This is a genomic window from Paenibacillus sp. Cedars, from assembly GCF_003184205.1.
GTDB lineage: Bacteria > Bacillota > Bacilli > Paenibacillales > Paenibacillaceae > Paenibacillus_AQ > Paenibacillus_AQ glucanolyticus.
Window position 1 is genome coordinate 2,676,569 of the sequence record NZ_CP020866.1, and the last position, 26,399, is coordinate 2,702,967.

21 protein-coding genes are annotated in these 26,399 nt (G+C 43.2%); 18 read left to right on the forward strand and 3 right to left on the reverse strand.

Annotation, left to right across the window (positions count from 1 at the left end; genetic code table 11):
- Positions 1-407 precede the first annotated feature (407 nt).
- From B9D94_RS13950 to phnE (B9D94_RS13965), 4 genes are all read left to right on the forward strand, one after another.
- Positions 408-1,511, forward strand: coding sequence for a phosphate/phosphite/phosphonate ABC transporter substrate-binding protein (locus tag B9D94_RS13950; protein WP_231888122.1), 1,104 nt, complete (start codon positions 408-410; stop codon positions 1,509-1,511).
- 121 nt (positions 1,512-1,632) lie between these two features.
- The gene (gene phnC / locus B9D94_RS13955; protein WP_036639109.1) at positions 1,633-2,418 is read left to right on the forward strand and encodes a phosphonate ABC transporter ATP-binding protein; all 786 of its coding nucleotides are present in this window, start codon (positions 1,633-1,635) and stop codon (positions 2,416-2,418) included.
- The gene (gene phnE / locus B9D94_RS13960) at positions 2,411-3,226 is read left to right on the forward strand and encodes a phosphonate ABC transporter, permease protein PhnE (protein ID WP_148247284.1); all 816 of its coding nucleotides are present in this window, start codon (positions 2,411-2,413) and stop codon (positions 3,224-3,226) included. Before phnC ends, phnE (B9D94_RS13960) begins: the two co-directional genes overlap by 8 nt.
- 22 nt (positions 3,227-3,248) lie before the next feature.
- The gene (phnE, locus tag B9D94_RS13965; protein WP_006210156.1) at positions 3,249-4,055 is read left to right on the forward strand and encodes a phosphonate ABC transporter, permease protein PhnE; all 807 of its coding nucleotides are present in this window, start codon (positions 3,249-3,251) and stop codon (positions 4,053-4,055) included.
- Between the two features lie 172 nt (positions 4,056-4,227).
- Here phnE (B9D94_RS13965) and B9D94_RS13970 read toward each other — a convergent pair whose 3' ends face one another.
- A complete protein-coding gene (locus B9D94_RS13970) occupies positions 4,228-5,817 on the reverse strand; it encodes a bifunctional metallophosphatase/5'-nucleotidase (protein ID WP_148247285.1) in 1,590 nt (529 codons plus the stop codon).
- Positions 5,818-6,214: 397 nt separating this feature from the next.
- Between B9D94_RS13970 and B9D94_RS13975 the strand changes: the two genes are divergently transcribed.
- The 7 genes from B9D94_RS13975 (at position 6,215) to B9D94_RS14010 (ending at position 16,767) form a co-directional block, all read left to right on the forward strand.
- A complete protein-coding gene (locus B9D94_RS13975) occupies positions 6,215-9,541 on the forward strand; it encodes a chitinase N-terminal domain-containing protein (protein ID WP_148247286.1) in 3,327 nt (1,108 codons plus the stop codon).
- A 350-nt stretch (positions 9,542-9,891) separates the two neighbouring features.
- Positions 9,892-10,470: a chloramphenicol phosphotransferase CPT family protein gene (locus tag B9D94_RS13980; protein WP_076152294.1), complete on the forward strand. Its 579-nt coding sequence runs from the start codon at positions 9,892-9,894 to the stop codon at positions 10,468-10,470.
- 282 nt (positions 10,471-10,752) lie between these two features.
- Entirely contained in the window at positions 10,753-11,679 is a 927-nt protein-coding gene (locus B9D94_RS13985; RefSeq protein WP_172963946.1) for a phosphotransferase enzyme family protein, read from the forward strand.
- Between the two features lie 637 nt (positions 11,680-12,316).
- Entirely contained in the window at positions 12,317-12,574 is a 258-nt protein-coding gene (locus tag B9D94_RS13990; RefSeq protein ID WP_253806157.1) for an NUDIX hydrolase, read from the forward strand.
- Positions 12,575-12,897: 323 nt separating this feature from the next.
- Positions 12,898-13,188 carry a hypothetical protein gene (locus tag B9D94_RS13995; RefSeq protein WP_036639117.1) on the forward strand — a complete coding sequence of 97 codons (291 nt, stop codon included), beginning with the start codon at positions 12,898-12,900 and terminating at the stop codon, positions 13,186-13,188.
- A gap of 305 nt (positions 13,189-13,493) precedes the next feature.
- Complete coding sequence (locus B9D94_RS14000) at positions 13,494-14,198, forward strand: ferredoxin reductase domain-containing protein (RefSeq protein ID WP_006210149.1); 705 nt, start codon at positions 13,494-13,496, stop codon at positions 14,196-14,198.
- Between the two features lie 1,153 nt (positions 14,199-15,351).
- Positions 15,352-16,767: a vWA domain-containing protein gene (locus B9D94_RS14010; protein ID WP_006210148.1), complete on the forward strand. Its 1,416-nt coding sequence runs from the start codon at positions 15,352-15,354 to the stop codon at positions 16,765-16,767.
- A gap of 89 nt (positions 16,768-16,856) precedes the next feature.
- Here the strand turns inward: B9D94_RS14010 and B9D94_RS14015 are convergent, their stop codons facing one another.
- Both B9D94_RS14015 and B9D94_RS14020 read right to left on the reverse strand, forming a co-directional pair.
- Positions 16,857-17,861, reverse strand: a complete 1,005-nt coding sequence (locus B9D94_RS14015) for an alpha/beta hydrolase (protein ID WP_253806158.1) — start codon at positions 17,859-17,861, stop codon at positions 16,857-16,859.
- 22 nt (positions 17,862-17,883) lie between these two features.
- Positions 17,884-18,777, reverse strand: a complete 894-nt coding sequence (locus B9D94_RS14020) for an MBL fold metallo-hydrolase (protein WP_148247289.1) — start codon at positions 18,775-18,777, stop codon at positions 17,884-17,886.
- A gap of 253 nt (positions 18,778-19,030) precedes the next feature.
- On the opposite strand from B9D94_RS14020, the gene B9D94_RS14025 reads away from it, so the two are divergent.
- The 7 genes from B9D94_RS14025 (at position 19,031) to B9D94_RS14060 (ending at position 26,168) form a co-directional block, all read left to right on the forward strand.
- On the forward strand, positions 19,031-19,576 hold the full coding sequence (locus B9D94_RS14025) for a helix-turn-helix domain-containing protein (protein ID WP_036639127.1): 546 nt from the start codon (positions 19,031-19,033) through the stop codon (positions 19,574-19,576).
- Positions 19,577-21,100: 1,524 nt separating this feature from the next.
- On the forward strand, positions 21,101-22,615 hold the full coding sequence (locus tag B9D94_RS14040) for a hypothetical protein (RefSeq protein WP_148247291.1): 1,515 nt from the start codon (positions 21,101-21,103) through the stop codon (positions 22,613-22,615).
- Between the two features lie 14 nt (positions 22,616-22,629).
- Positions 22,630-23,271 (forward strand): ABC transporter ATP-binding protein, encoded by a 642-nt coding sequence (locus B9D94_RS14045; RefSeq protein ID WP_036639130.1) that lies wholly within the window; start codon positions 22,630-22,632, stop codon positions 23,269-23,271.
- Between the two features lie 315 nt (positions 23,272-23,586).
- Positions 23,587-23,736 (forward strand): hypothetical protein, encoded by a 150-nt coding sequence (locus tag B9D94_RS30980; RefSeq protein ID WP_006210600.1) that lies wholly within the window; start codon positions 23,587-23,589, stop codon positions 23,734-23,736.
- Between the two features lie 276 nt (positions 23,737-24,012).
- On the forward strand, positions 24,013-24,246 hold the full coding sequence (locus B9D94_RS14050; protein WP_006210599.1) for a YidC/Oxa1 family membrane protein insertase: 234 nt from the start codon (positions 24,013-24,015) through the stop codon (positions 24,244-24,246).
- A 274-nt stretch (positions 24,247-24,520) separates the two neighbouring features.
- A complete protein-coding gene (locus tag B9D94_RS14055) occupies positions 24,521-25,447 on the forward strand; it encodes a DUF2268 domain-containing putative Zn-dependent protease (RefSeq protein WP_148247292.1) in 927 nt (308 codons plus the stop codon).
- Complete coding sequence (locus tag B9D94_RS14060) at positions 25,422-26,168, forward strand: MerR family transcriptional regulator (protein WP_148247293.1); 747 nt, start codon at positions 25,422-25,424, stop codon at positions 26,166-26,168. Before B9D94_RS14055 ends, B9D94_RS14060 begins: the two co-directional genes overlap by 26 nt.
- Positions 26,169-26,399: the final 231 nt, after the last annotated feature.

Consider the following 26,399-nt stretch of genomic DNA (forward strand, 5'->3'; position numbering starts at 1 on the left):
AGCGTTTCTATGCGTATACAAGTTCACCTCACCGCTTTCGTAGTGAATGTAAAGCAGATGGTCAAATTAACGAACAAAAGCAGCCCGCCCCCAGTTGAGGATGGACTGCTTTTTTTTGCAGCAATACCGTAGATTTTTCAATTCGGAACACTTGTTTAACAAAAAACGAGACTTTTGCGGGGCTCTCCTTTGGGAGTCTTTTTTTTTGACTGCAAGCTACGAGTTAGATTTTGTCCCATCCCCCAGAGATTTGTTTTCATAAGGTTAACTCTATGTAAATGAGTGTTTCAAATTTTTTACAGGTAGATAATCATTCGATAACAATAGGCTTGTATGATGAATTTGGGTTTGCAAAAGGAGAGGCTAGACACTCGGTGAATCCGAATTATAAAAAGTGGGGGTATTTGATAGTGAAAAACAGATGGATGTTAACTGCAGTATTTGCATTAGGCGTAGGCCTTCTTGCAGGATGCGGTTCTAACGGAAACACGGCAAACAACGGAGCAGCAGCGGATAATACGACGCCTGCACCTCAGACGAATACGGCGCAAGAATCAACACCTTCTGCAACAGAGATCAAGGAGCTTAAGGTCAGCTTCGTTCCATCCAAGGACCCAGACCAAATCATTACGGCAACAGATCCATTGAAGGATCTTCTCAAAGAGCAATTGGCTACGGAAGGCTACAATGTGGAAAAGGTTACGATCGATGTAGGTACGACTTATGAGGCGGTTGGTGAGGCTTTGACGGCAGGGACGACGGACATCGGGTTCATCCCGGGCGGAACGTATGCCCTGTATGATGACGGTGCAGATGTGATTCTGACTGCTACTCGTGCGGGTCTGTCCAACGATTCCGACAATCCGAAGGATTGGAACGACAATAAACCGACGGCACCTACAGACGAGCAAGCAACCTACTACCGTTCGATTGCCATTGCTGGCCCAACGGATAAAGGTAAAGAGCTGGCAGCTAAGGTAAATGCAGGCGAATCCTTGACTTGGGAAGACCTGGACAGTGCAAACTGGGCAGTAATGTCCACCTCTTCTTCCGCGGGTTACATTTACCCAACACTGTGGCTTCAAAATAACTACAACAAGAGCATCACCGATCTGAAACATGTGGTGACTTCGGACTCTTACGGAAGCTCGTTCGCCCGTCTGGCGGCTGGTCAAGTGGATATCATTGTAGCTTTTGCTGATGCAAGAAGAGATTATGAAGAAAAATGGACAACCGAGTTCAGCCGTTCCGCTTCGATCTGGGATGAGACGAATGTGATCGGAGTTACGCAAGGAATCTATAACGATACAATCAGCGTAAGCAAAAACTCTTCGCTGATGGATGATCAATTCAAGTCTGCATTGCAAAAGGCCTTTATCGCCATTGCTCAAACAGACAAAGGAAAAGAAGTTATCGCCGTGTACAGTCATGAAGGCTACCAAGAAGCAAAATCCTCGGATTACGACAACGAGCGCAAGGCTCAAGAGCTGATCAAGAGTCAAAAGCAGTAATCCACGATCAAGGCGAGGAAGTTAGACGGAAGCTTTGGAATGAAATGAGTGCATCATGGCAACGTGATGCCCTCATTTTTTCACGTTTTTACGCAGACTAAAGGATCGGAGCTTATATGCCATGATTGAATTCAAACAGGTGGAGAAAAAATACGCAAACGGAACTACAGCCTTGAAAAATATTAATCTGTCCATCGAGCAGGGCGAATTCGTCGCCATCATCGGTCTCTCCGGTGCGGGGAAGTCTACACTGATCCGTTGCATTAATCGAATGCATGAGATTACCGGAGGCCAGCTCAATGTGGATGGCATAGATGTAGGGAAGCTGAAGGGCAGCCAGGTTCGCCGGTTCCGCCGGAGAATCGGCATGATTTTTCAATCCTTTAATCTGGTGACAAGAACTTCTGTGATCAAGAATGTATTGGTCTCCTTTGTCCCAGATCTGCCGTTGTGGCGCAAGCTGACTGGAATCTTCACTAAGGATCATAAGATCAAGGCGCTGGAGGCATTAGATAAAGTAGGCATCCTTGATAAGGCATATATGCGTGTGGATCAGTTGTCCGGCGGTCAGCAGCAGCGGGTAGCACTGGCGCGGACGCTTGCTCAGAATCCGGATATTATTCTGGCGGATGAGCCGATTGCCTCGCTTGATCCGGTGACATCCCGGATGGTCATGGATGATTTCAAACGTATTAATCAGGAGATGAACATCTCGGTGATTATGAATATTCACCATGTCGAGGTAGCACTGGAATATGCCGACCGCATTATTGGCATTCGCCAGGGCGAGGTTGTTTTTGACGGGGAGGCTTCCGGGGTCACAACGGCAGTACTTGGCGAAATTTACGGCGGCCGTTTCGAGGAGGAAATGTCAGTCCAAGCGGAGGCCGAGATTGCTTATGTATGACAAACTATTTCCACCTAAAAAGGTTGCTCTTCCGAACGGCAAGATCGTTCTGGAGAAACGCTCCCGCACACCACTGATTCTATTGCTCCTCCTTGTGGCAGTTGCTCTGTCCGTGGAATTTACGAATTTTAATCTAAGCGTGTTGTTTGTGCGAATAGGCAAGCTGTTCGGGATGATTGGCGAAATGTTTCCGCCGGATTGGGCGTACTTTCCTAAATTGTGGGGGGCGCTTGTAGACACCCTGCAGATGTCGCTTATCGGCTCCATGATCGGCGCGCTGCTTGCGCTGCCTATAGCGATTTTGGCCTCCTCCAATGTCGTTCCAAACCGGTTGGTAACAGCCTTTTTTAAGATTATTCTGAGTCTGCTGCGTACCTTGCCAACCCTGGTCACCGCCTTGATTGCTACCTTTATCTTTGGCTTGGGGCCAACCGCGGGCGTGGTAGCCATTCTGCTGTTTACGCTGTCTTATGTAGGCAAGCTGCTGTATGAGCAGATCGAAAATGTGGATATGGGTCCATTTGAAGCGATGGAATCCATCGGTATGACAAGAATTCAGGCATTTCGCTATGCCATGTTTCCACAGGTGCTGCCAAGCTATTTGTCCAATTCGCTGTTCTGCTTTGAGGGGAATGTACGTTATGCGGCGATCCTGGGATACGTGGGTGCAGGCGGAGTTGGTCTGTTGATTAAAGAAGATTTGGGCTGGCGTGATTATCAGAATGTAGGGATGATCATTTTGGCACTGGTCATCACGGTCTATCTGATCGAGACGACTAGTGAGCATTTCCGTAAAAAGCTGATTTGATGAAAGAGAGGAGGTTAGTTTAGTGACGACGATTGAGAAGCAACTTCAGGCCCAACCTCGTAATATGCGGTATGTGCTGACGCTTACGGTGATTATTATTGCACTGTTTGCTTGGTCGCTTGCTGCTGTTAATTTGAAGGATATCAATCAGAGCGGTCTCAAAATCGCTCAGAATATAATAACGGGAATTTTGAATCCTGACTTGAACTTGCTCTTGAGCGTTTCAAAACAGAGCGTACTGTATTTGCTGCTTGAGACGGTAGCCATTGCATTTTTGGGGACCATTGTAGGGGCGATCTTATCCGTTCCGCTTGCTTTTCTGGCTGCTTCGAATATCGTACCCAAGCCGGTGGCTTGGCTTACCCGCCTGCTGCTGATCTTCATCCGGACGATTCCTGCCCTCGTGTATGGCTTGATGTTCATCCGCGTCTCCGGTCCTGGACCGTTCTCAGGTGTGATGACGATAGGGATTACGTCGGTCGGAATGCTGTCCAAGCTGTATGTGGATGCTATTGAGGAGCTCGATACCAAGGTGCTTGAGTCCATGACCTCGATTGGCTGCACGACCTTTGAAAAAGTACGCTACGGCATCTTGCCGCAATTGATGTCGTTGTTCCTCTCGGTAATGATTTACCGGTTCGATATGAATATGCGCGAAGCATCTATCCTGGGCTTGGTTGGAGCAGGAGGGATCGGTGCCCCGCTGATCTTTGCCATGAACGGGTATAAGTGGAATCAGGTCGGGGCGATTCTGATCGGATTGGTTATACTGATTCTGATCATCGAGTGGATATCCAACAAGCTTCGGACTAAGCTGGTAAAAGGATAAGCGGGAGACAGGCTGCTGGTGCTGCCTAGTTGCCCTAAAAGCAACTAATTCGGCGTTTCCGATGAGGAAATTCGCCGCCAACTTTAACTGAAAAAGGGCGACGTCAGAGTTAATGTGTCTCTGGCGCCGCCTTTTTCATTGTGGATTTAGGGGAAGAGACTGCCTAACAATCTCAGTAAACAACCTCCCAATTATGATTGCAAGTCGCCTGGATCACGCCCACCCGGGAAATGTAATCTGCAAGAATCTCTGTCATATCGGTCGGAATTTCACGAACCACAGGCGCGTCCTTCAGCATGTCGAAGTTACCGCCACCGCCAGCCCGGTAGCTGTTCATGACAACTTCGAAGCTTTCATCCGGATCCACAGGCGTTCCGTGGCGTTCCAATCTGACCACCCGCTGCCCGGCGGGCCTTGAGATATCGAGCGTATAGTCGATACCTTCCCACATATCATAATTGAAATGCTGCGGCTTTGGCTCCAGATAAGACGGCGCAATGCACAGTCCATCACCGGTCTCATTCACCTCAAAGTACTCAGCAGTCTGCTCCAGCATGGCTCGGATGTCGCTTCCCCTCATGCGGATAACCTTTAACGTATTAGGATAAATGTAGTTGGACACCACATCCCGCATGGTAATGATTTCTCCGAAGCCTCTGGCTTCATTGGTAAAGATGGCAGCCAGAGAGAGCTCAGCCCCGGTCACCTCCATCTGAATCCGATTTATCATTTCCGTAAAGGCATGATCTGCCTGGCGAGCTGTGAACGGATCGGGAATCGAGAGATCTCCCTCGGTGCGGCCTATGGGTTGATCGAGCCAATGCTGCGTTTGCCGTTCATCCTCAGCAAATAGAGCCAGAAAATCCTCATCCGCCTGATCCGCTTCATCTACAAGAAGCAATGAGGAAGATTTGCCCGATAGCCGCCATCCCTTCTCTGGAAGCGCCTGAAATTCAAGCTCTACCTTTGCAATCGCTTGTCCGGCACTGCCAGGCTGCGTAATGACTACCCCGTTAATCTCCCCGTTTAACAGGCGGTGCTGGTGGCCGGTGAGCAGTATGTCGACACCCTGGATCGTTTCACATATAGCATAGCCTTGATTTTCACCGGTTAAGGGTTCGGTCGCTTCACCAGTCATGGGATCGCGTTCGAAGCCCCCGTGATAGCTCAAAATCACCGCATCCGGCTGTTCCGTCGAACGAATCTTGTCTACCCAGTACTTGGCAGCATCCAGCGCATCCATAAAGGACAAACCTTCGATGTGATTCGGCTCCTCCCAATTCGGAATAAAGTGGGTGGTAAGTCCGAGCAGGGCGATGCGAATGCCTTGCGGAAGCTCAAAGATCCGATATGGCTTGCCGAATGCAGGCTTTCCGTCGGTCTTGTTTACAATGTTAGCAGATAACCAGGGACAATCGGAATCACGGATCGCCTGTCGAAGCAGCTCCTGTCCGTAATTGAACTCGTGATTCCCAAGCACAGCTGCATCATATCCAAGTGCATGAAGCGCTCGGGCTGCAGGATGCAGACCGTGGCGGTTTAACTTGGCATAGTGATACATCAGCGGCGTTCCTTGAAGCAAGTCTCCGTTGTCAATCAGGAGCAGATTGGTGCTTCGGCTTCTCTCTTTCTGAATCAGACGTGACAGCTTGGCAAGGCCAAGCGGCTTGTCGCCAGGGCCACGGTAATCGGTCGGATACAGGTGACCGTGAATATCGCTCGTATGCAGAATCGTCAGATTTATAGAATTCATAGATGTCATCAATGGCTGCCTCCCATGCTGATCAGATAAATGTGGAACTTAAATGGAATACAGCTATTATAAACAACTACTTACGTGTCATGGTAAACGCAGTGTTATTTTTGAATAACACAGATAAAAAGAAAACGGTATCGGAAGCCTAATGCTACTTAGCGTTCACCTTTGTGAGCGGATGATTACTCGATGATGGGATTAGTGCAATCAGAGAAATCCGGGAACAACAGCGATCGTAAGAACAACACTTCACACACGTTGGTTGCCCCTAGCGTACACTCATGAGTTCAACTGATATAGGTATATAAATTTCTTTTGATTTTACGTAACCTGGCTTTTAAGCTAATAATCACATGTCAAAATAAGGGTGTAAAACTACTCTAAATCTCATGGGAGGGAAATTATGAGCAGAAAGCTGGTTGGACTTGGAAAGAAGATCGGGACGAAGTGGTTGGGGATCGGACTTGCTGTATCCTTGGCATTTACGATTCAACTGGAACTGGGCGCGATTCTCGCACCCGTGCATGCCGAGGGTCCGAACGATCCCGCACCCTTTATTGCTGCCAAAGTGGTAAATGAGAATGCCGGCAAGAAAATTCTTTTTGACAACGCTCATGCCCAGACCGCAGGTGCCGCAGACTGGGTTATTGACGGCGGATTTTCCGATTTTGGACAAGCACTGGCTGCTGACGGATTTGATGTCGCCGAGCTGCGCAAGTCAACACCGATTTCTTACAGCGATCTACGCGGCTATTCCGTATTTGTTATTGCTGAGCCGAACATTCCCTTCAAGCAGAGCGAGCAGGCTGCGATGGAGCAATATGTACAAAATGGAGGAAGTATTTTCTTCATTGGCGACCACTATAATGCTGACCGTAACAAGAACCGCTGGGATGGCTCCGAGGCGATCAACGGGTATCGCAGAGGGGCTTGGGAGGATCCGGCTAAGGGCATGAGTTCGGAAGAGAGAAACTCAGAGGCGATGCAAGACGTCGTCAGCTCGGATTGGCTCGCAGACCATTTCGGAGTTCGCTTCCGGTATAACGCATTGGGTGATATCACAGCTAATCATATTGTAGAACCGGATCAGGCCTTTGGAATCACCGAGGGAGTTGACGGAATTGCGATGCATGCCGGTTCTACACTAGCGATTACCGATCCGGCCAAGGCCAAGGGCATTGTGTATCTTCCGCAGACGAATGAGTCATGGGGAAATGCGGTCGATCAGGGCGTATATAACGGCGGCGGCATGGAGGAGGGACCTTATGTTGCCGTAGCCAAGGTTGGGTTGGGTAAAGCGGCCTTTATCGGTGATTCCTCTCCGGTAGAAGATGCCACACCAAAGTATTTGCGCGAAGAAACAGGAGCTAAAAAGACAACCTATGATGGCTTTAAGGAGCAGGATGATGCCGTTTTGTTAGTCAATATGATCAATTGGCTGGCTGATCAGGAGAGTTATACAAGTCTGGCACAAGTCGGTGACCTTCAATTGGATGAGGTAACAGAGCTGCATTCCTTCGAAGCGCCACAGGCTTCAACGGAGCCTCAGTCTGAACCTTGGTCTACGCCGGCCGCGGGTTATAAATGGTGGGACAGATCGACCTTCAAGCCGGGTTCTTACGGCGGTGCTACAGTGAGCGCATCGCCAGTCTATAGCTTTGTTCACCAATCCGTTTTACCGAATGCAGCAGAGTTTCAAATCCGTGTTCTTATCGAGAACCTGCCTGCCAATTCAACGGTGACCGGATTTAGCGCAGGGATCTATTTGACGGGTGGAACCCAGGTAGCTATGACGCAAAGAGCGGACGGAACCTGGCCAACCGCGTATGGATATGGGGACACCTTCAGCTTGACCGCCGATAGTCAAGGGCGAGCTTATAAGGATCTGACGATACGCGTCAAGCCAGGCACTTCCGGGGGAGCCAATCTTCGATTGCGCCAGAACGGCAATAATCTGTTGACCCAATCCGTGACTTTAGGTAACGTGCCTGCCGAGCCATTGCCGGATGCAGGCAGCTCGATTCCGGAATTGATTACGATAGCGGAAGGAAGAAGCAAGCCAGAAGGAAGTCTGATCACGGTTCAAGGTACTGTAACGACTGAACCAGGGATCTATGGAGGACAAACCTTCTATTTGCAGGATGCTACCGGCGGAGTCTATGTGTATCAGAGCAGCACGGGGTTTCATCAAGGCGATGTGGTAAAGCTTACAGCCTCAACCACCCTTTATAACACAGAGCTGGAATTAGCGAGCCCGGTCTTAATCGAAAAGGTGGGTACGGAGGAACTGCCGGAGGCGGTTAAGGTCGACTCTGTAAATGCTGCCAATCAAGGCCAACTGATTGCACTTCAGCAGGTGAAAATCACGAATATCATTACGGCATCCCCATCGGGCTCCTTCGAATTTGATGCGATCAGCGCGAGTGGGGTCAGCAACCACGTCCGCGTGGATGTTAGAACTGGGCTGAGCTTGGGCGATTTTCCTTATGAAGAAGGACAAATTGTCAATCTTCAAGGTGTATCCTCGATCTTTAAAGACGTATATCAATTGAAGGTTCGGGGAATAAGCGATATTTCACTTTCTCAGGCGAACGTTCCTCCGGAAACCTCTGCCGCTCTATCGGAGCAGCCGAACTCGAACGGTTGGATTAACCGGAATGTGACCCTTACTTTGACGGCTACAGGTCCGGAGCCGGCATCGACCATCTATTGGTTGAATGACGGAGCTGAGTCCGAATACTCGGGTCCTGTGGTTGTCGACAGAGAGGGAATCAACATCATTCAATACTACTCTTCTGCCGGTGATGTGACTGAAGAGGTGAAGACGATGGAAATCAAATTGGATAAGACAGCCCCTGCCGTGACGTTGACTCAATCGGGGAGCCGAATCGGAGACGTATGGGAGCAGGATAACCTGAAGTTTGAGCTTCACAGCACGGACGAGATCTCCGGCGTCATTACCCAGAAGGTCCTACTGGACGGACAACTGATTGAAGAGGGTCAGACGATCAGCGCCAAGGAGCTGGGAGCAGGAGAGCATGTCATTGAATACCGCGTAGAGGACGCCGCAGGCAACGTGGCCTCAGACCGGGCTGTATTCCAGGTGAAGCAGCCGAATGCCGCCGCAGCGCCGGGCATACCTGTACTGTCAGACAATAATGGTTATAATACAGGCCTTCGAGACGGAAATTATAAGGTGACGATGAATTTGTGGTGGGGAAATAACGGCTCGGAGTTCAAACTGTATGAAGACGGCGTCCTGATTCAAACCATCCCATTGAAAGAGGCTTCTCCCTCGATGCAGACGGCTTCTGTCGATATTAAGGGAAAGGCCAATGGCGTATATACGTATGTCGGCGAATTGGTCAATGCATGGGGCGTATCGCAGTCGGAGCCGCTTCGTGTAACGGTGACGGATGCTTCGCCGGGCAAGCCCGTATTGTCGCACGATAATTGGGACGGAGATGGCAGCTATCTGATTAGCGCCAACCTGTGGTGGGGGACGAATGCTGCCGAATACCGTCTCTATGAGAACGGTGTACTGATCGACACCCAGGATTTGACCAACACTTCGCCTGGTATGCAGGCGGCTGTCACGGAAATCCATGATCGGGCGCCAGGTACTTACGAATATTATGCCGAATGGATCAATGCTGCAGGCGTAACGCAAAGCGACCGTATTCAGGTCCGCGTCGGAGCATCGGGTTTCAAGCCGCAGCAGGCCGCTTAATTCATTTTATAGGATGACTCGTGAAAGGCCGATCGGACCGGGGGAGCTCGGAGCCGATTGGCCTTTCTTGTCCTGTGAGGGAATAGAACATAATCTCATAGAAAGTCGCTAATTTAGCGGCTTTTTGTTTTATTCGTACAAGTTCTTGTCCGATTGCCGAATAGGACAAAAACACGATCCGATTACCGCTTAGATAAGTATCTAACTGAATTATACAGCTATTTCATTAAGCGAAAGGCAGGATAGTTTAATCGCTTCTCGAATATTTTATCAGTTGGATAATTGAATGAACTGTGTGAATATATTTTTGTCCGAATGATACGCAAATCTTATATGCGAGGGTGATTTGTTTGAAGCAAGGACTCATTGTGTTTATGAACGGAACTTCAAGTTCAGGAAAGACTAGTATTTCTATGGAACTGAAAAATCAGAAAGAGATTCCTTTTCATCATTTATCCATAGACGATTTTTTTGGTAATTACGATGATTTTATTGATACTAAATTTCCAGATATTGAACCTACAAGAGAAGTGGATGATGTCGGACAAATACTTTTTGATCCCATAATGTCAGTGTACTATGCAACAATTAAATTGTTTTCAGAAATGGGTTTGAATGTCATCGTCGATACCGTAATCGACAATGACAAGCGGTTTAATGACTATCTTGATGTACTTTTTGATCATCCTACATTATTCGTAGGTGTCCTATGCTCGAAAGAAGAACTCACAAGAAGAGAGCAAATACGAGGAGATCGACAGATTGGACTAGCAAGTTCCCAGTTCGACAAAGTATATTGTTTTAATGAATATGACCTTGAGGTAAATACGGAAGAGCTGAATCCAACAGAATGTGCCGAAAAGATATTAAGTTTTATTAAGTCCGATAAGGATTACTCGGCATTTAAGAAATTAAGTAAAAGATATTAGGGTTTCATAGAAGGCGAATTCATCAGATAACAACGTATTCAAGCATCGAGGATATCGCCATCCCTCGGTCTGCCCGTGGGATTTGCTTCTTGGAGTGAGAATTGTTTATGTCACCAGGTATCCATCTTATTAAATTGAGGTAACTGAAGGACATCAGGAAGAAGGCTCTTTCGCGAGAGAATAGTTCAATCACGACTCAATTACCCAAGGAGAACTCATGGACCACAAATTAAACCACTGTTTCTGGATGAACACACCATAGAAGGTGCCGCGCGATTTGGTTTGAGCTTGAAGGAGCTGTCCTTCATTGGAGGATTTCAAAATTTCATCTATTCCTACACTTGCGAAGGATCCAAATACATTCCCCGTTTCACACCTAGCACTCTGCGTACTCAGAAAGGACTTGAAGCCGAATTAGAGTGGATCCGTTATCTCGCAGAGAATGGAATGTCAGTCTCAGAACCGATACCTTCGGATCAAGGAATAGACGTCGAATGTGTCTCTGGGAAGATAGTCGATTTCTACGCGACCTCCTTCAAACACGCTCCCGGCCGTAAAATCGGATACCCGGAATGTCTAAATAATCCCATGCTCTATGAGCAATGCGGATGCATGACCGGACATCTACATGATCTGGCCAAACGTTATGAACCTTTGGCCAGAAGACACTCGTGGGAGCGCAACGATTACCTTTTACACGCTCGGGAGTATTTACCACCCGAGCATGCACCAATCCTTCGTGTCCTTGATGAACTTAAAGAGCGTTTGGCTAGTCAGCCTGTTACTCCAGATAATTTCGGTCTGATTCACGGGGATATCAATGCAGGGAATTTTATGGTCGACGAAACAGGTGAAATCACACTCTTCGATTTTGACGAATGCCAATACAGTTGGTATGCCGAGGACATTGCCATTCAACTTTATTATTTGCTTTATGTATTCGGGGAAGATTCGAAGTCTGAACGGAAAATGCAGTACGAACTCTTCATCGAACATTTTGCACTAGGCTATACTAAAAATGGCCGACGGCTGCCAGAAGGCTGGAAGGAACAGTTGTCACTCTTCCTTAAACTTCGCGAAATAATTGTATTCGTTGGTATATACCGGAGCTGGGATTTACGTCAGCCGGACAATTGGACTCGCGATTTTCTGAAAGATAGTCGGATGAGGATCATCAATGGATTTTCGTTGATCGACGAATTCCTATAGTGTTCAAATGATGAATAGCGCTGAACTACAGGAAACGATAACACCATGAACAAAAGGCTGCCGAGATCATCGGCAGCCTTTTCAGCTAACAGGATAATCCAACTGGTCACCGAATAATTAACTCTGGTTTTAGAACTTAAAATAAAGAATAAGGGTGAATTATGTGCCAAATGATTACGTTTGGGGGATTTTCGTTGTTGATGTTTCAACTTGCTTTCCAAATTTCTTTCCAATAGGTATTTACACCACCCGTGATTTAGCACTTAAGGACGTCAAATCTTTGCCAAGAGATCACAATTATCAATTACTTCGAATGCCGCTAAATAATAACTTCGCATATTACCATAATAAGAGTAGTAAGTTGGTTGGGATGGATGCGATCCATCATGAACATTTTAATTTCAAAGATGAAATCAAAACTGATTAGTTGCTACACGAGCAAAAGACAGTTAAATGTTAGTATCGAGGGGCAAAAACATAATCCCATAGAAAGTCGCCTTACATAATGAGTTAATTACCAATCATCGTTAAGTTAACAGACACGATAGGTTAATAAGAATAAGTAAGCTATGAAGGACAAGATTCAAATTAAGTTGGTATGCAATAAGAAAAAGTTTTAACAACTATCGGAGGACGATTGACAAAGGACGAATCAATTATTGATGGTCTCAACAGAGAGGTTATGGAAGAAGCAGGATTAGTTTTGTCAGAGGAAAAATCACTCTTTGCAAGTTGGTATTGGAAGGAGCTCGATGCATATAGGCTTTATTATTTAGTTAAGGTAAAAGAATTTGTAGAAATTCCTAATGGTTTTGAGACAACGGGATATGTAATTACGAATTTTAAAACTGCTATCGACATGATAAAAAAACAGAAGGAAGAGAGGAAAGAATAGAGGTCATCAGAAGAGCAGGAATATTGTCGGGGCAACTTATAGAAAAGGAACAGTAAAAAAACAAAGTACTATTTTCTCTCTTGGTACGTACAGCTTCAGCCAACCTAATTAATATTCGTCACTAACTCTGTTCCAACATCACACACTTCGAATAAAAAGAACGTCTTCTGTTCATAACTCGTGGAGATGACCGACATGAGTAGCTACCGCAGTGGCAAACTACCAGCTTTAAATATATCCCGATAAGAAACCAAACTTTATTTGATACAATGTGTTTTATATATGTGTAGATACTTAAAAAAGTCTTAGTAGGAGGAGAAGCAATGCAGGAAAAAATCAATACAAAGATTTTGATTGGAATCTTAATTTGTCTTATACTTATTGCTCTTAAGCCATTCCCCCAAAATAATGAACCTGTTTTTCCACCGTCCGTTAGCGAGTCAGTTGTACAGCTAGCTGAGAACAGAATAGCCATAGTTGAAACAGAAACTAATTCTGGACTGAGTGGAGATATCATTGTTTTAGAGTTCAATGAGGATAGGAAGACCTTTGAACCTATTGGAAGGTATAATTATCTTGATTTTTTTAGAAATCCTGAAAAATACAATTTCTAGATTAAAAAATTAAATTTTTAAAAACTCATTGATGATTTAGATCCAACGGTTTTTTTATTTTTGGTTTTATTTTGCTAAACGAAGATGGATAAAAATTCATAAGGTGAAAAGAACGCAAGTTACAGCAAAGGGTACAAGTTCTTGTCCTAACTCAACGACAAGAACTAATACAATCCCGTTGGATCAAGAAGCCCACGTCAGGGCTCAGAATCAAATCATCGAGTTAGCGAACCTTTTAATTGAGAATTATTATCACTTGTTGTATATTAAAAACAATACATATAATGGAGTAGGGAGGATATATCATGCAAATATATTGGACTAAAATAAATAAGATTATTGAAGAAACACCGGAGGTTAAAACGTACCTCCTCGATTGTCCGAAAGACTTTACATGGGAAGAAGGTTCCCACACCCACTTCGCACTGGAAGGGTTTAATGCCGGAGATAAACCAAACCGCAGCCTGATTCGCCACATGTCAATCTCTACTTTACCGCACGAAAAATCAATCGGTATCACAACACGAATCAGAGAGCAGTGTTCTGAGTTTAAAACGATTTTAAGAAATCTTAAAGTCGGCGATGAAGTTGCCATATTTAAAACTCATTCGAATGTACCGCTTAAAAGAGAAGACAAAAATGTTTACCTGCTGTCATCAGGTGTCGGACTGGCAACTTTCAGACCGCTTGTTCTTGATTATTTCGAACGCGCTGACCATGTCAATCAAATTCATTCCCTGAACATAGATTCATCAAAAGATTTCTTATTTACTAATATTTTCGAATCCGTTCCTGACAAGAAGTTCACATCACAGTTCGTCGATAATCGTACAGACTACTATGAAGAAGTGAAAAATCTTGCTACAGACAAGGATGGACTGTTCTATGTTGTCGGCAGCGACGAATTCCTCCTTCAGAACATTGAAGTACTGCGTGAGCAGGGCATTAAGCCGGAACAGATTATGCTCGACAAGCGTGAACAACAACTACCTGAGTTTTTATCATTTTGATATGTCAATTTAAGTTATTGTTTCGATCAGATGACTATGAATATAGCAGTAGAGTGGATTTATTGATATATAACCGTTTGATATAAAACTGTTGAGGGATATGGCTTTGGGGTGTATACATACGCCATAGTCCCATTAAAAGTCGCTATTATAGCGGCTTTTTTGTTTTATTGGAACAAGTTCTTGTCCCGATAGGCGTAAAAGACAAGAACATGATGCGTTTATTGATTAGATAAGTATCTAACTAAGCTTCCATGCAAACTCGCATTCAATTCCAGCGGTGCTCCCAGGTGAAAGCACGGGGGAGAGAAGAGACTTATGTAGAAAGCTAACCCCTCTAATCTGGATCTGTTATCAGATGAGAAAGAAAACAATTAGTGATTAGATTCGGATGACAAGTACTTGATAACATTCCCGACTTATTACATTCCCTTTATGATTTCATCGAAGGACGTCACACAAAGCAAGGTTCGTCACCGCTTAGATCTCCAAGTGTCGCGAAACCCTGACGTTTTAATGTCAAGAACTCGGTTCCATTACAGACGGCATAAACAAGCACCGAATTCATCCAAATCCGCATACATATGGTAAAATAAAGGGGCGATCTGGATGCCGCTAGAGAAAGAGTAACGATTATGCTAAAGAAGAACGATAGAACAAAGCTGCCGCAAGGGCGGCGTCTTTTGTTAATCCTTGAAGTAACGGGCAGATTAGCTTAATACCACAACGAGTAACAGGGTGAGAAAGTGATAAAAACGGCGTGTTGGAATTTAAGAACTGAGACAAAAGACACCCGGATGACTATATAAAGGACTACCTGTGTGAGACACATGTCGATGTCCGGAGAGAGGTGATTCGACTTCCGGAAATAGCAATCGATAAGAAGCCACATCACCTGTCTCATGATAGATTAAAAGTAAATTATCATTTCATAATGATGAAGGAGGAACTTAATTAATGTCAGAAAAGGGTGCTTCCCTTGCCCCACACAATCCGCCCAACCCGGATCCTACGCTTACTCGCTTGAGTGTATTCGTAGGTAAATGGAATACGGAAGGACTGATTAAGGCGAGCCCGTCGGGGCCGGCTGCAGTGGAAATCGGCACAACGGGTCTGCACGTACCAGCAAAAGCTGTGAAATGGAGGAAAGTTAATGATTCGAAGTTCTCTCTTCATATTAATAGCGTTCATCGTATTTCTAGCGGGTTGCAGTCATGAACAGGATAAGAATGTTTTAACAAATCAAGACGCATCAGAATCCATTCAAAAGGACGAACCGGAGAACAACAATTCAAACAATCACAACTCGCCGGATTCCGATCTCAATGAACCCCATTCCGAAATTCAGAACCCACCGGACTCAAACCACAACGAAACTCAGACTTCCTTGACAGACGAAGAAATATTATTGAAGCCTCCAGGGCGATTTGCCGGTTCCAACTATGATGAACAGAAAGTTCAGGCAGCGTTGGATCAATTGCCAAGCAACTTGACTACGGATCAATATAAGGATGAATTGCTTCTCCTACTTGCTGAAGATTATCGTCCGTACGTCACGACTTTTATGAACTTTGATACCGAAATCAGCGTGAACAATGAACGACCCGAAGGCAAGATTACATTGCCCGTAAACAGGAATCTGCATATCTCCATCCTGCTTGACGCCAGTGGCAGTATGAAAGCACAGATCAACGGAAAATCAAAGATGGATTCGGCAAAAGAAGCGATTCAGACTTTCGCAGATAAACTGCCCAACAATGCAGAAGTTTCACTACGGGTATATGGACATAAAGGGACAGGAGATCAGAAAGATAAGCGAGTATCCTGCGACAGTACAGAAGAGATTTTTCATGGCCAGGGCGATCAGACGAATCAAATAAAAACAGCACTCCAAAAAGTTGAGCCGGCAGGCTGGACCCCCATCGCGAATGCTCTTCAATCTGTCAAAAAGGATATCAATCCGGAGACCACCGATTCTGTTGTTTACGTCGTAAGTGATGGCATTGAAACCTGCGGCGGAAAACCTGCTCAAGTTGCAAAAGAACTACATCAGTCCAAAGTGAAGACGATCGTGAATATTGTTGGTTTTGATGTGGATAACGAAGGACAAAAACTGCTTCGACAGATTGCTGCCTCTGGTGGCGGCGAATTTATGTCCGTGAATAATGACGAGGCTTTAAAAAATGTACTGAATAAAGCTTATGAACAATTACGAGGCGAGTGGACGAGGTGGAAAGAGAAAGGGGAAGGGGATGCCAATAAACAGAAAGAACAAAAACAAGGGGAAATCAATCGTGCACGAGAAACCATGCAAGGTCTAGCGAACAAAGAGAATTCACATCTGCTGGCAGCCCTTAATTATTTGAAATCGAAAGACAACCAGGAGTTCCCCAATACCGAACTTTTGAAAAAGGTCAATGAACGCAAGAGTTTCGCGTGGGGTTATGCCCGGGATACGGGGAAGCGCTTATATAACGCCGTTTCCGAGAACGGGATACGGGTTTATGGTGATATCAAAGAAGAGGGAAACAAGAATATTGATGATTTGACCAATAAGACAAATCGTTAATGGAGATCATGTGTCTGATCGCTTAATATAGAACCCGCAGCAATACGCTGCGGGTGTCAGAACGTATTGAAATGAGCTGATTGCGTTGTTTATTGACCCGCTGGTGTGTAATTCTCGTCTAGAAAAGATTGAACAGCTTGGAACGCCTGAACTCTATTTTTCTCGAGCAGTACCATGTGAGTTCCTTCTCCGATTTCCACCCAACGGCGATATGAGGCTCCGGTTAAGGAAGTAAAGAAATTTTGAGCCAAATCTAACGGTACATCAATATCCCACTCCGCATGAATGAGGAGGACAGGTACGGTGATATCTTTAGGTTCGTAGTAGGCTTTGCCAACCGTCCAATATTCACGTATGTCTAGAATTGGCCCGTTGGTAGCACGGATATGCTCAGGATGTACAGTCTTGCTATTAGGATCCGAGGCCAGAGTTGCTTCAACCCATTTCTCAAACCAACCGTCAGGGAGCAAGCTGTCACGTTTCCCTTCAGGAGCAGCACTTAACCAGCGTTCTTTAGTAGTACCTGCTGGCACAAGGCGGTAAGAGCCAAGCAAGCCGCCAGTATCAATAGGGATGGGTTTGTTGCTCAGCCATTGAGGGGCAATAAGAGTTAACTTGTTCACTTTGTTGTTATTAAGGCTTGTATATGCTCCAGCCACTGTGCCGCCCCAAGACATCCCAAGTACATTGACCTTCGATAGATTGCGGTGCTTCAGGACGAAGTCTACAGCCGAGCCAAAGTCACGGACTCCGGTTTCTGTACGGACAAGCGGGGGATTCTGATCGGCAGGTTGATCCATTTCTGGCGGTCTTGTGGATCCACCATAGCCACGAACATCTACACCATAGACGTCATAGCCGTGACTAGCGAGGTAATCAAGGAAGGTAAAACCGTCTAGCTCCACATCGTATAAGCTACCAATTGGATAAGTAGCACCATGGACCATGACGATCGTCTTCTCATTAGAGAAGACAGTCATAGATGTTGGACGTTTATTAAGGACCGATAGCTCAATCCCCGGCGTATCGCTGGCAATGTTAAATTTCTCAGATACGATGGAGATAGATTTGTTGAATGTATGGTTGGACATCATATTTTACCCTCTCTTTGATGTATTAGATAAAGTGCCAGTTGAAGCTATCTTCGCTTCTAGTGACGTATCCGGCTGAGCTCTCTGGGAAATGCGTACTGAAATAAATAATTGGACGATCGGCGATGTATTCCAAAGCCCAGCGGCGCGAGATTCGAGCCTGCTCACCAAATTCACAGTACATAGAATTCCAATCTGGCCTCATGACTTGGAAGGGATGATGCATGATATCGGCCCCGAACAAAGCTTCTTCATCACCTGATGAAAGACGAATGGACATTTGTCCAATACTGTGACCTGGAGTCGGAATGAATGTAAATATATCTAGAAATTTTCCGCCTTCTGGACCGATTGTTTCCGTCATGCCTGCCTCAATGACAGGAAGTACACTCTCTTCGTAAACGTTGAAGTTCGCTTCATTTTCTTTGTTATGGCTCGCTTCGCTGGAGTAATACTCTTGTTCTTTAATGGGAAATACGTACTTTGCATTCGGGAATGTCGGTACCCATTTTCCGTCAACCAGCTTTGTATTCCAACCGACGTGATCCACATGCAAATGAGTTAGTAACACGTAATCGACTTCTTCTGGAGTAACACCTGCCTCTTGAAGTCGCTCGAGATAAGGTAGATGCAGATTAGCAAGATCCGGATTCAGTGGCAGGTTTTTATCATTGCCTGTCGCTGTATCAATAAGAATCGTATGCTGGGGTGTCTTCACGACCCAGGTGCCAATACTGACGATAAGTTGAGAGTTTTCATCAATCAAACCCTCTGAGAAGGACTCTTTGTTCGCTTCCAAAAAAGAGGAATCCCATGTACCTGGGAAATAAATTTCAGGTGGAACGCCACTGATTACCATTTCCGTGACTCGGGTAACCGTAGTTTCGCCTACGGTGTAAATCTTAGGAAGCTTAGTCATATGGTTCATCGCCTTCCTTTAAAATTTCGCTGAAAATGAAATGTTATATGGAAAAGAATGATGTGTAAATGTCCCGGGATCATATTTTCACATCTGCCTTGTTAAAATCTTAGTCCAATAATGCTGGTAAATCAACGTTTTTGCACCGAAATTGAACCTTTGTAAGAAAGCTTGCTATTACTCAATATTTTGATTATTATCAAATGTAAATTTCGCTGACAGCGAAAAAATGAATGTGTAGGAGAAATGAAAGATGAATTCTATAGGCGAGGTCATTAGAAATACCCGAAAAAAACAGAAATTAACACTTAAAGAAGTGGCAAAGGCGGGATCCATTTCATTATCTTTTCTCAGCGAAATTGAACGGGACAAAGCGAATCCTTCGATCAGTGTTCTAAAAAGGATTGCCAATGCGTTGAATGTTAATTTTACTGATCTATTTGGAGAGAAAGAGCAAAGCATCGTTGTGAGAAAAAACGAACGTAAACCATTGCTACATTCTGAAGGCTCACGTATTACGTGGTATTCCCTTAGCGAGGGAAGTAGAAATAAGATGGGACCCATATGGGGGGTTCTTGAAGAGGGTGCGACTTCTGGTGATGTGGGTGTAGGACACAGCGAAGGAGAGGAATTTCTGTATGTCCAGTCGGGGTGCTTGGAGTTTATGCTAGGGAATGATAGATATACGCTAGAAGAGGGAGATAGTATTTATTTTGATGCCAGGACGCCGCATAGCTATAAGAATGTATGGAGAGGAGAGACCCTGGTCATTGCCGTATCGACGCCTCCAACTTTTTAAGTTCAAATGAAAAAAATCATATGGGGAATAAATTATTCTTCATATAAAGTGAGTGAGGAGATTGAACCTGTTGTCGCTAAAGGTTTAAGTGTGGTACAGGCGTTTCGGAAAACGAAACGAGTCCTATGGAAAAGCTGTAGAAAACATGGAACGAGTGGATTCGAACAATTCGGGGAAATGTTGGGTAGGCTTCAAGGTGGCTACACCTATTACATGGTGAATCGGTTGCAACCCGAACGAGCAAAAGGGACACAGTAGGCGCAAAGTCAAAACAGATGTCCTGGATGCCTGGCACTTAGCTGACATGTACTACCGTGGCGACGTAAAGCTGCAGCGAACATGGAATATTTTAAATATTATAACCCAAAATTAGGTTTCCATTTTTTGATATTTTATGGTATATATTTGGAGTGTTAAATTTCGAAACTAAATCTAATTGAATAATATATCTCTTCGCTATACTTGACATGAAGACTTTGAGGCGTGTTGATAACCAATTTTATATTCGTTCCCATGTAAAATCGCAGTCTATCTAACCATTTCAAATAGCGAGAGAGTCAAGAACCCTACCAGGTAATAATCGAAATGTGACTTCATCTATTCAACAAAAGGCTGCTACGGGTGGTTCTGCTGATTTAAGTATGCATGCTACTGCAGCACAGAATGTTGATGTTCGTCAACAGGATGCCTACTGAAGAGAAGGGAAGTTGTTAACATAGAAAATTACTCTGTCATGAAAGAGATACAAAATTCTCTTTCTATCAAACGAATCGTGATTTGGTTTCTTCTTATGTTAGGGCCTTTTTTTTATTTTATAGTGCAGCGTAATAGTGTTTCTTTCCGAGATCGTCTGGATGTCTTCACTTTCATGCTTGAGGGTATATTGCCTCTTATTTTTGTGCTTTTGGCTACATTGGTTTATGTAGGTTCCTTTTCTCAGGAAATAAAAAATCGATTTTTAGTATATACCCGTATGAGAATTCCACTTCGAAAGATGTTATTGATAAAATTTATAGCTAACAGCCTAACCACATTTGGTGTTTTTTTTGTGTTCACGTTCGGGTATTTTTTATTTTCTTTCTATATTGTTCAGCCGTTAGGGTTAATTCACTTTGAACCTGAAGCCTACAAACTTACTGAAACTACAGTCATTCAGGATTCCTATACGCGACATACCTTCACACAACTCCTACAATATGGTTCGCTAACATACGGTTTTCTATATTCTTGTTGGGTGGGTTTTAATGCTGCTGTTTATGCTATGATTGGATTTTTTTTGGTAATCATTATACGTAACCAGTTTTGGGCCTTATCCATCCCTTTTCTTATGTATATTTTGGGTAGTTTCGTGATGGGATTAGACAATAGTTTAATGCGTTTTAGGTTTCCTGATGCAATATTTCCGTATAGCTACATGCAATTGCCGATTTGGACAGCTTTTATACCCTTGTTATTTCTTCTCATCATATGTACCATCCTTGCTTTCTTTGTAAATAAGAATTTGGAACGGATTGATACCTTGTTATGAGTTATATTAAAAAGATCTTTGATGAATTTACCACATGGAAGTGGAGTATTTTCATTATCATTATTCTCCTCTATGGCTGGAGTATTCGTGTGACTTTTGCTGCAAATAATCTTGAACAGCTTCCGTTGAATCAATGGGACATAATTTTCACATTTTTGAGCAGTCCTTTCTTGAACATCTATTTTTATTTACCTTTTTGGTTGTTTTTTTCAAGTCAACTTATCATTAAAGAATGGGATTACACTCTACTTATTCGACTTAAGAGTTTTCCAAAATGGATATTCCATACAATAAGCCGGTTAAGCCCAATGCTGTTCATATTCCAGACTTTTTCCGTAATGGTTAGTTTCTTAGTTGCTATGGGTACTCCAGTTGAAAATGAGTGGAGTGTCTGGGGAATGACATATTCACCTTTAAATAATGTTGTTTTTGTTTTACAGGGAACTGGTTTGTCTCCTTGGATCATTTTACTCTTACAAACTGCACTGCTCAGTCTTTTTTTAGTTACGCTACATGTTGTTACAGCATCTATTTATGCACGTTTCCCGAGGATGAATGTAATTGCCGGTACTAGTTTGTTTCTTTTTATAGGAGCGATCATCTCATATAAAATTTTCCCTGCTGTATTCGTTTTGGGAAATGTAACAAATTACAGCATTCTTTCTTCTGCATATTCTACATTTGATTCTTTTCTTCCATCATTTATTCTATTAATCTTGATCATTACAATCTCTCTTTCCCTTATCGTCCTTTGGAGTAAGGGCTTTTTACAGAGTTTAGCCATCTTTTTATCTGACCATTATCGTTTTATTATATATAGCTCTATATGTTTAATAGGAATTTTTACGCAATTCACACATTCAGGATTAAAGGTTCTATATGTCTGGGAGAACTTATATTTCAATTTTTACGGTGTATCTAAAGATGGGTTTTCGCTTTATATTTACCTTTACTTCTGCATTGTGTTTTTAGGATTTGTGTACTTATTTCAACTTCACTTGAGTAATCTATTAAACGGACATATCTATTACCTGATGATTCGATATAAGTCTTTTTACCGTTGGTTCTTCCAGTTAATGAAAAGGACTATTTTGAGTGTGATTAGCCTACTACTTTTTTTAGCTTTTGCCACTATTCTAGTTGGTCTCATACAAGGACGAACACTAGCGTTTGATACTACTGAGAGTATGACAGAGCTCTTTCCTTATATTTTTTATCATTTTTTTATGAATGGATTCTTACAGATGCTTAACTACATACTTATCGTATTTATTGTAAGTTGGGTTTGGCAGGAAGCAATGTACAGTTTGATTGCACTCGGTGTTCTGGCGGTGGCGGGCTTACCAATACTAAATACAAATCAATGGCTACCATCTGGGTTAAATAGTATGGGTTATGTTACGGATGACGGTACTGGCGTATTTAGTACATCTATCGTGCTGTTGATCTATCTTTTAATAGAGATTGGTATAATTGCTTACTTGTTTAGAAAACGAAAAATTTCATTTTAGTAAAGGAGTCTCTTATGACGCTAATTCATATTAAAAACGTGAGTAAATCCTTTAAAGGCATTCAACTTTTTGAGAATACAACCGTCCAGTTTGAAAAAGGGAAAATTTACGGAATTATCGGTCATAATGGATCTGGCAAATCCGTTTTGTTCAAAATGATTTGTGGGTTCATACGTCCCGATGCAGGAGAAATTATAATTAATCCCGCCTATCGGGATAAACAATCCATGTTCCCCAAAAACTTTGGCATTGTGATTGATCGTCCTGGATACATTAGTGGAATAACAGGTTTTGATAATTTAAAGAGACTGGCTAGAATTCAGCAATTGATCAGTGATCAGGAGATCAGGCAGGCAATGACTCTTGTAGGTCTCGACCCTGAGACTAAACAAAAGGTGAAAAACTACTCACTAGGGATGAAGCAGAAGCTTGCGCTGGCTCAGGCGATTATGGAAAATCAAGACGTTTTGATCTTGGATGAACCATTTAATGCCTTAGACATCGATAGTGTCCATTCGATACGGCAATTGCTTTTAAGATTCAAGGAGGAGGGTAGAACTATAATTTTAACGAGCCATAACCAGGAAGATATCAATATTTTGTGTGATCACGTTTTTCAGATTCGTCAACATGCAGTGGAAGAAGTAAAAGCATAACGTGGTTATAGAGGGGAGGGTTCTATTGGGAGCGGAATTAAATCATCCGTGATATTTGAACACAAGGAAAAATCCTTTTACAATCATTGTCAGTACGTTATAATACAATCACCAGGTGGATTACCCCACAAAAAAGTGAAATATTGTTATTAATTAGTGAAGTCTAAGTAATAACTGATATTGATTAACGGAACATAGTGTTGGGTGATGGACACTATCTAAATTTAGGTTGGATTATCTCTTTTTCACAGTCATGTAGTCTTGCTCGGCTCGTGAGCCGCTTATTACATAATAGATATCGGAGGTATGGTTATTATGGTCCAGAAGAAAATTCTCACAGCCCTGAGCGCAGCTTTAATCGTCTCTATGCTGGCTACTGGCGTGGTAGTCGCTACCCAAGGTAAAACAACGTTAGAGGTAGCGAAGACAGCAGGGGATAAAAAGGTTGAAGTTATTAAAGCATAACCTACTATGAGTTAGAATAGAAAAATAATAGTAGGGTGACAAAAACATTGTAACATTTGAAGTCGCTGATTAAGCGGCTTTTTATATTTATGTTATCAAGTTCTTGTCAAAAGACCATGACAAGAACTTGTACCGAATGCCATAATTACCGATTAGCTATTTTATCATGCAATTACATGAAGATAACGGGCAAGTTTTTGAATATTTTGTATGACTTTTCTATTGTTCAAGTGTTTCTATTGTTAGAACCACAATTAATACAAGGGAGGATTTATTTTGTTAAAGAAAATCATAAGGCTAGCTTTGACAGCAATACTTGTGGGGCTTATTTTTAGTGGATTTGGTATGGAATTTACAGCGCCTGAAGTAGAATTATCTGATCTTCAAATTCGAGAAAAAATGGATGAAATTAGTTCTCGTTATGAGGTCGGAGAGGAGTTAAGTGAGGAGGATGCGAATTTTGTGAAGGAGCATGGGGTTTCACTATCTGAGAATAGGTGTTCAGATTAAGGTTCATGTAACGTTGAAGATTCCACTAAAAATTAAAAAGATTGTTGTACAAGTTCTTTCGAGGGATTGTTCTTTGGAAAGTCGCTATAAACACAATGACAAGAACATGGTTAGATTCCCGATATGATTTCATCGACGGCGGTAACGCCCTTTCCTTAAGCTAACGGGCAGGATAGCTTTAAGAACATGTAAATTAATTTTGATCCAAAGTTCTTGACTCTGACGTTAGGTCATAGTGCATAATTCTCCCTATAAACGACTAGGAGTGAGAATTATGAACATAACAACATTGCGTTCAGACCACATTTATCAAAAAGTTGCCCAAGCTTCGCCCGAGGAAAAACTTGAATTATTCAGAAACGAAATGATGGCTCCCTTTATGAAACAATGGCAAGTTCAACAGATCCCTTTTAGAGCTGAAGAGGCAAATGGTTTTGACGTTGTCACGTTTAATAGTATGATGCATCGATCCCCTGATCAGATTACCCCGCAGATTTCACCTGAGGTAGAGTTGATTTCGTCAGATTCTTTTTGGTTAGAGTGTGAGCATGCTGTGAAGGAAAGCCTACATCTATTTATAGAGCATGAAATAAATCTCCCCGTTTCTGAATATTTGTTTACCATTCAACTAGGGAATCCGGAAAACCGTGCCTTAACGATAAACGAAGGATATAGCGGCTTTGGGGGCATTCCCGGGTTTATCTGGGGTACACTCTTGCCAAATGAGTACACGATTCCTCGAATGAAGGTTGCGCTGGCGCACGAGTGCAACCATAATGTGCGATATCAATTTATTCAGTGGGATCATACCGTTAATTTGGGCGAGCTTATCGTAAGTGAAGGATTAGCTGAAAACTTTGCTACGTCCATGTTTGGAGGAGAATGGCTCGGTCCTTGGGTAACGAAAACAAACGCAGAAACACTTAACTGGCACATTAAGCCCGTGCTCCGAGAGCAGTTGCAATTAACGGGGTTTGATCAATTGGCCCCGTATCTTTACGGTGACGAGCTCGCAGAACTTCAGAACTTTAAACCGGTCAATATGCCGTACAGCGCCGGCTACGCTTGCGGATATTATTTAATCCAGTATTACTTAAGGAAAACAGGAAGAACGATCTATGAGGCAACTATAACGCCTGCTGCTCAAATACTAGACGAAGTAAAAGGATTTTGGGATGAAGAAACCATTATTAGCGGTTAAAGATATTGTTCAGATAACAGGCATCACAGCTCGCACCTTGCATTATTACGATAGAATCGATTTATTTAAACCGACACATCTGACGGAAAAAGGGTATCGCCTATACGATCGAAGCAGTTTGGAAAAACTTCAAACCATTTTATTCTTAAAGGAAATGGATTTTTCCTTGAAAGAAATTGCGGACATTTTAAAGCTGACCAGGCAAGAACAGAAACAAATATTAAAGAAGCAAAGTCAAAACTTATTATCGAAAAAACAAAGACTAGAAACCATCATGGTAGCTCTAGATGAATACGTTTCGGGGAATGACATTAGTCATTTGCAAATCTTCAACAGTTCTACCGTTTTGCCATTGAAAGAACAGTATGCCAATGAGGCAAGATTCATTTATGGAGAAACAAAGGCGTACAATGTGTATAATGAAACGTTGGAAAATTTATCAGTAGATGAAAAAGAGAAACGTTTTTCCGATATGGAAGAAATATATAAAAAAATTGCGTCTTGTGTCGATCAAGATCCTTCCACAGATGAAGTGCAGCGATTAATCGAAGAGTGGAAAGAAAATCTAATGCATTTCATGACATGCGATGCAGAGTTATTGGCTTGCATTGCCCATACCTACAAATTCGATGCACGATTCAAAAGCTACTTTAATCAATATGGCAATGAGGATTTAGCAGATTTTCTTTACAGCGCAATTATGCATAATATCAATCGGTAAACATATCAATGAATGGGAAATGCTCAAGGTAGCTTGGCCCATGACGATCGTCCATGTGGCCTACAAATGCATGACTCCGATAGTTATTGTAAGCTCGTAGATCAGTGGGGGCTTGCTACACTGAAAGAAATGAGCCCTCTTGTTATGAAAATTAATCATTAAACTACTGGGAAACTAACTATAGCTCAATAAAAACAAGAAGGCAGCCGATCTATATGATTGGCTGCTTTT

Bases quoted from the DNA above. Each gene is read 5' to 3' on its own strand.
- B9D94_RS14045 (WP_036639130.1), top strand. From the start codon at position 22,630: ATGACGCTAATTCATATTAAAAACGTGAGTAAATCCTTTAAAGGCATT.
- B9D94_RS14060 (WP_148247293.1), top strand. From the start codon at position 25,422: ATGAAGAAACCATTATTAGCGGTTAAAGATATTGTTCAGATAACAGGC.
- B9D94_RS13995 (WP_036639117.1), top strand. From the start codon at position 12,898: ATGCAGGAAAAAATCAATACAAAGATTTTGATTGGAATCTTAATTTGT.
- B9D94_RS14000 (WP_006210149.1), top strand. From the start codon at position 13,494: ATGCAAATATATTGGACTAAAATAAATAAGATTATTGAAGAAACACCG.
- B9D94_RS14020 (WP_148247289.1), bottom strand. From the start codon at position 18,777: ATGACTAAGCTTCCTAAGATTTACACCGTAGGCGAAACTACGGTTACC.
- phnE (WP_148247284.1), top strand. From the start codon at position 2,411: ATGTATGACAAACTATTTCCACCTAAAAAGGTTGCTCTTCCGAACGGC.
- B9D94_RS30980 (WP_006210600.1), top strand. From the start codon at position 23,587: ATGGTCCAGAAGAAAATTCTCACAGCCCTGAGCGCAGCTTTAATCGTC.
- B9D94_RS14010 (WP_006210148.1), top strand. From the start codon at position 15,352: ATGATTCGAAGTTCTCTCTTCATATTAATAGCGTTCATCGTATTTCTA.
- B9D94_RS14015 (WP_253806158.1), bottom strand. From the start codon at position 17,861: ATGATGTCCAACCATACATTCAACAAATCTATCTCCATCGTATCTGAG.
- B9D94_RS14025 (WP_036639127.1), top strand. From the start codon at position 19,031: ATGAATTCTATAGGCGAGGTCATTAGAAATACCCGAAAAAAACAGAAA.
- B9D94_RS14055 (WP_148247292.1), top strand. From the start codon at position 24,521: ATGAACATAACAACATTGCGTTCAGACCACATTTATCAAAAAGTTGCC.
- B9D94_RS13970 (WP_148247285.1), bottom strand. From the start codon at position 5,817: ATGACATCTATGAATTCTATAAATCTGACGATTCTGCATACGAGCGAT.
- B9D94_RS14040 (WP_148247291.1), top strand. From the start codon at position 21,101: ATGAGTTATATTAAAAAGATCTTTGATGAATTTACCACATGGAAGTGG.
- phnC (WP_036639109.1), top strand. From the start codon at position 1,633: ATGATTGAATTCAAACAGGTGGAGAAAAAATACGCAAACGGAACTACA.
- B9D94_RS13975 (WP_148247286.1), top strand. From the start codon at position 6,215: ATGAGCAGAAAGCTGGTTGGACTTGGAAAGAAGATCGGGACGAAGTGG.